At 41.1% G+C, this 3773-nt stretch carries 3 protein-coding genes, 1 pseudogene and 1 riboswitch; of the genes and pseudogenes, 1 reads left to right on the top strand and 3 read right to left on the bottom strand.

The features are described 5' to 3' along the window. The 3 genes and pseudogenes from AC1DUA_RS28260 to msrA form a co-directional block, all read right to left on the bottom strand. Window positions 1-133, bottom strand: a pseudogene (locus tag AC1DUA_RS28260) (polysaccharide deacetylase family protein); the annotation flags it as partial. 361 nt (window positions 134-494) lie between these two features. Further along, entirely contained in the window at window positions 495-1154 is a 660-nt protein-coding gene (locus AC1DUA_RS28255; protein WP_477502926.1) for an HAD family hydrolase, read from the bottom strand. Between the two features lie 86 nt (window positions 1155-1240). Beyond that, on the bottom strand, window positions 1241-1759 hold the full coding sequence (gene msrA, locus AC1DUA_RS28250) for a peptide-methionine (S)-S-oxide reductase MsrA (protein WP_477502925.1): 519 nt from the start codon (window positions 1757-1759) through the stop codon (window positions 1241-1243). A 509-nt stretch (window positions 1760-2268) separates the two neighbouring features. Then, window positions 2269-2370, top strand: a riboswitch (purine riboswitch). Window positions 2371-2477: 107 nt separating this feature from the next. Between msrA and AC1DUA_RS28245 the strand changes: the two genes are divergently transcribed. Further along, window positions 2478-3518, top strand: a complete 1041-nt coding sequence (locus tag AC1DUA_RS28245) for a Rieske 2Fe-2S domain-containing protein (RefSeq protein WP_477502924.1) — start codon at window positions 2478-2480, stop codon at window positions 3516-3518. The last annotated feature ends 255 nt before the right edge of the window (window positions 3519-3773 follow it).

Here is a 3773-nt window from a genome sequence, read left to right as displayed (position 1 = left end):
AGTGAAATGTTCCTTTGATCCCGTATTCATTTAACTTCCCCACGAGTCTACGGTCATGCACTCTTCCGTCATCATAACTAAGGGTCAGGGCTTTGTGAACCCCGCCAGGAAATCGGTCATTGCGAATACGCATTGCTTTCCCCCCATAAGTGCTTATTAAAGTTACTACCATATTTTACTTAGGGTTGTCCGATTTGTGCAAGTGCATTCCGCTAAGTCTTTCATTAAGGGAACTGCAGTGCTCTATTATTGGAAAAACAAGCTATTCCCTCTCGGAGCGGAACTATAGGGTCTTATGCGGCTTCCTTGGCACGTTCTGGGGGTACAACTGGCAAAATAGCGCACCATAGTTCCCCTCCCACTGAATAATGTGCCTTTCCAGCAAAATAGCGAACTGTAGTTCCCCTACAGGTCGAATTGCGGCCTAATCCAAACAAATAAGCTATATCAGCGAAGAGCTGTTATAGCTTTTTACCCTCATGAAGGTGGTATAACTACTTTTTCAACTGTAACACGATTTCTTTTAACTCAATTAAGTCATCTATGACTATATCAGCCTGAGAAAGTTCATCCTCTCGTGCAAAATCAAAATTACATCCAATCGCAACTAAACCATTGTCTTTGGCTGCTTGAATATCCGACAGGCGGTCTCCTACTACAGCAGCATCGGTAATGCTATACTTTTTCATAATACTTTGAACCAAATCTGATTTATTTAACGAATCAATTTGTTGGATGCTGCATGTTTCAGTTACCCAATTATCCAAATGATAATAAGTTACAATTGCTTTTAAATATTCCGTCAGACCATTACTTGCTATGTAAATAGAACAATGATTGCTTTTTAAAAAACTGAAAACTTCCGTGACATTAGGATATAGAGCGCCTTTCCCGCTCCTAATATTTTCAATTAATTTCCCCAGAAAATAAGCATCCGTTTGTTCCCTTTCTTCATTAGAATGATTGGGTAACAAAGCTTCCCATACTTTGGGCAAAGGTACACCCATAATCTCACGGTATTTATCAATAGGTGTTTCTTGGTTCCACTTGTTCAGTGATCTTAGCTGATTAAACGTATCTTCGAGTGATATTTCCAAAATCTTATCGGTTTGAAATAGTGTTCCATCCATATCAAAAATCAGCGATTGTACCATCGTATCCTCCCCTTTTTCCTCCGCTTAGAAGAAAAGGAAGCAAAGCTCTCAAGAGAGGAGAGTCTGCTTCCTTGTATTCATTTTCATTACTTCCAATATTTCTCACCAAAAGTATCGCGTCCAGAGGAAATCCGTTCTTCTTTATATGCTTTAGGGTTCTTGCGGTGGTAATTCTGGTGATATTCTTCTGCCGGGAAAAAAGCAACTGCAGGCCTAATCTCCGTTACAATCGGCTTATCAAAACGTCCGCTTTGCCCAAGCTCCTCTTTCGATTTTAAGGCAAGCTGATGCTGCTCTTCATTGTAATAAAATATAGCCGTTCGATACTGGCTACCGCGGTCAATGTACTGCCCTTCATCATCGGTAGGATCTATCTGAGGCCAGTATAGCTCAAGCAGCTTCTCATAAGGGAAGATAGCCGAGTCAAACGTAATTTCGACAACTTCCAAATGACCCGTTTGCCCAGTCTTCACTTGTTCATAAGTAGGATTCTCGACTGTTCCGCCCATATAACCAGACACAATCCCATGAATCCCTGGTTGTTCTTCAAATGGACTCACCATGCACCAGAAGCAGCCACCTGCAAAAGTCGCTTTTTGTATCATAGGTGTACCCCTTTCACCACAATGAATGATATGGTTGTTTGTATAGATATTTATTATAATTATTTACGTTAAACAAGTCCATTTTTCAGTAGCTAAGAACTGGTGTCATACAAGCTCTGGAGGAACGCGAGGATGATAACTCAAAAAAGCTAGCTGACCTCATGCGAATAAATAATGCTCCACTTACTTTTTTATAGACTTTTCATATAATTAACCCTATAATGATCGAAATCATCATGAAATGAGGCAAACAAATGATTCAAAAAGCGACTTTTGCAGGTGGCTGCTTCTGGTGTATGGTAACTCCATTGCTATTATTGAAAAATATTGGAGTTAAAGTAAGCAGCGGCCATAATTGGCCGTTTCCTCATTTAAACCTCACACGAAACAGAATAAACATAAACAACCACCCTCATAGAATTTCTTTAATCATCATTTCATGTAACTAAATTTAACATTGACAATGAAGATGTCTTCTTGATATTATCTTATCAATAACATATGTTATAAATCATGACACATATCCATCTTGTATAAGCTCATTAATTGGAGTGAGCGTCTCGACCAGGCAACCGTAATTGCCCTAGGCTACAAGAGGATGCATCGCATAAAAAGTTTACGTTTCTATAACGAAATGTAGATTTCTTATGTCTGCTCCTCTTAAGCCTAGGGCTTTATTGTGTTTAGGATTCATTAATTTTCTTAAGGAGTGATTGGAATGGTAAATTCAACGCATGAGGTTCGATCGCAACTTCCTCGAGATTGTACATTTACGCCCAATGATTGGCACGTTTTGTCTGCATTTTGGTATCCGATCGTGATCGCAGATGAGTTATCTAACAAACCGGTAGCCGTTAAGTTGTTAGATGTGAAGCTGGTCTGCTACCGTGCCGGAGGCAAAGTCGTCGTTGCCCGTGATCTTTGCTTCCATCGCGGTGCTCCGCTTAGCAAAGGGTGGGTCGAGAATGACGAAATCGTATGTCCATATCATGGATTTCGCTATAGCTGCGATGGTATCTGCACAGCCGTCCCTGCCCATCCTGATGCCAAAATATCGCCTAAACTCAAGTTAATCACCTACCCGGTCATTGAACGTTATGGGCTGATATGGACATCGTTAACTGCTGACGATGAGAATATCCCCGATTTTTCCGGGTGGGATGATCCAGACTTTGTGAATATTTTACCTCCCAGTTTTGATATTGCAGGATCGGCCGGTCGCCAGTTAGAGGGGTTTTTGGATGTTTCTCATTTCGCATATGTTCATACAGCAACCTTCGGCGACCGTTCCAATACAGAAGTACCGCAGTATAAAGTGACGCGTAATGGCAATCAACTTTTCGCAGATTATTGGAGTACTGTCAGCAATTATGGCAAAGGCCAAGAAAATCCGGCACCTCAGGGGTTTATGTGGTTGCGTGCCTTCCGTGTGTTCGCCCCGTTTGCAGCATCACTAACTGTTCATTTTCCGGATGAAGGAAAACTCATGATTTTGAATTGCGCTTCTCCTGTATCAGCACGTTACACCCGGTTGTTTTGCCCTATCTCTCGCAATTTTGACAAGACGATCCCAGCGGAAGATACGATTCGGTTTAATCTACAGGTCTTTCAAGAAGATCGAGAAATGGTTGAATCGCAGACGCCTGAAGATCTTCCACTCGATTTAATGGCCGAAGCTCATATCCCTGCCGATCGGACTTCGATTGCTTACAGACAACTGCTTACGGAGCTTGGATTAGGTAGAGATTATATTTCCTAATAAATTATAATTGCCGCTTTCTGGCTAGACACCATAACGAGTTGTATACAGGTTCTTGTTTTGTGCGAAAGACAAGAACTTGTATACATAACATAAAAATTCTTCAGTTCTAATAATGAATGGCTAATCTAGAGTTCATTATGATGGTCCATCTCTATTTCGAAACAATATTCCTAACAATCGGTTGGCGTCTGTTTCTACCTACACCACTAATCTAACTGAAAGGCCATCAGGTCGCGTCCTACTGTAATCGGT

The sequence above is a fragment of the Paenibacillus sp. 01T422 genome (assembly GCF_056398785.1).
The sequence above is the reverse complement of the archived record's forward strand: the minus strand, read 5'-3'. Positions and strand labels throughout refer to the sequence as shown.

Excerpts from the sequence above, each read along its gene's own strand:
- AC1DUA_RS28255 (WP_477502926.1), bottom strand. The coding sequence starts at position 1,154 with ATGGTACAATCGCTGATTTTTGATATGGATGGAACACTATTTCAAACC.
- msrA (WP_477502925.1), bottom strand. The coding sequence starts at position 1,759 with ATGATACAAAAAGCGACTTTTGCAGGTGGCTGCTTCTGGTGCATGGTG.
- AC1DUA_RS28245 (WP_477502924.1), top strand. The coding sequence starts at position 2,478 with ATGGTAAATTCAACGCATGAGGTTCGATCGCAACTTCCTCGAGATTGT.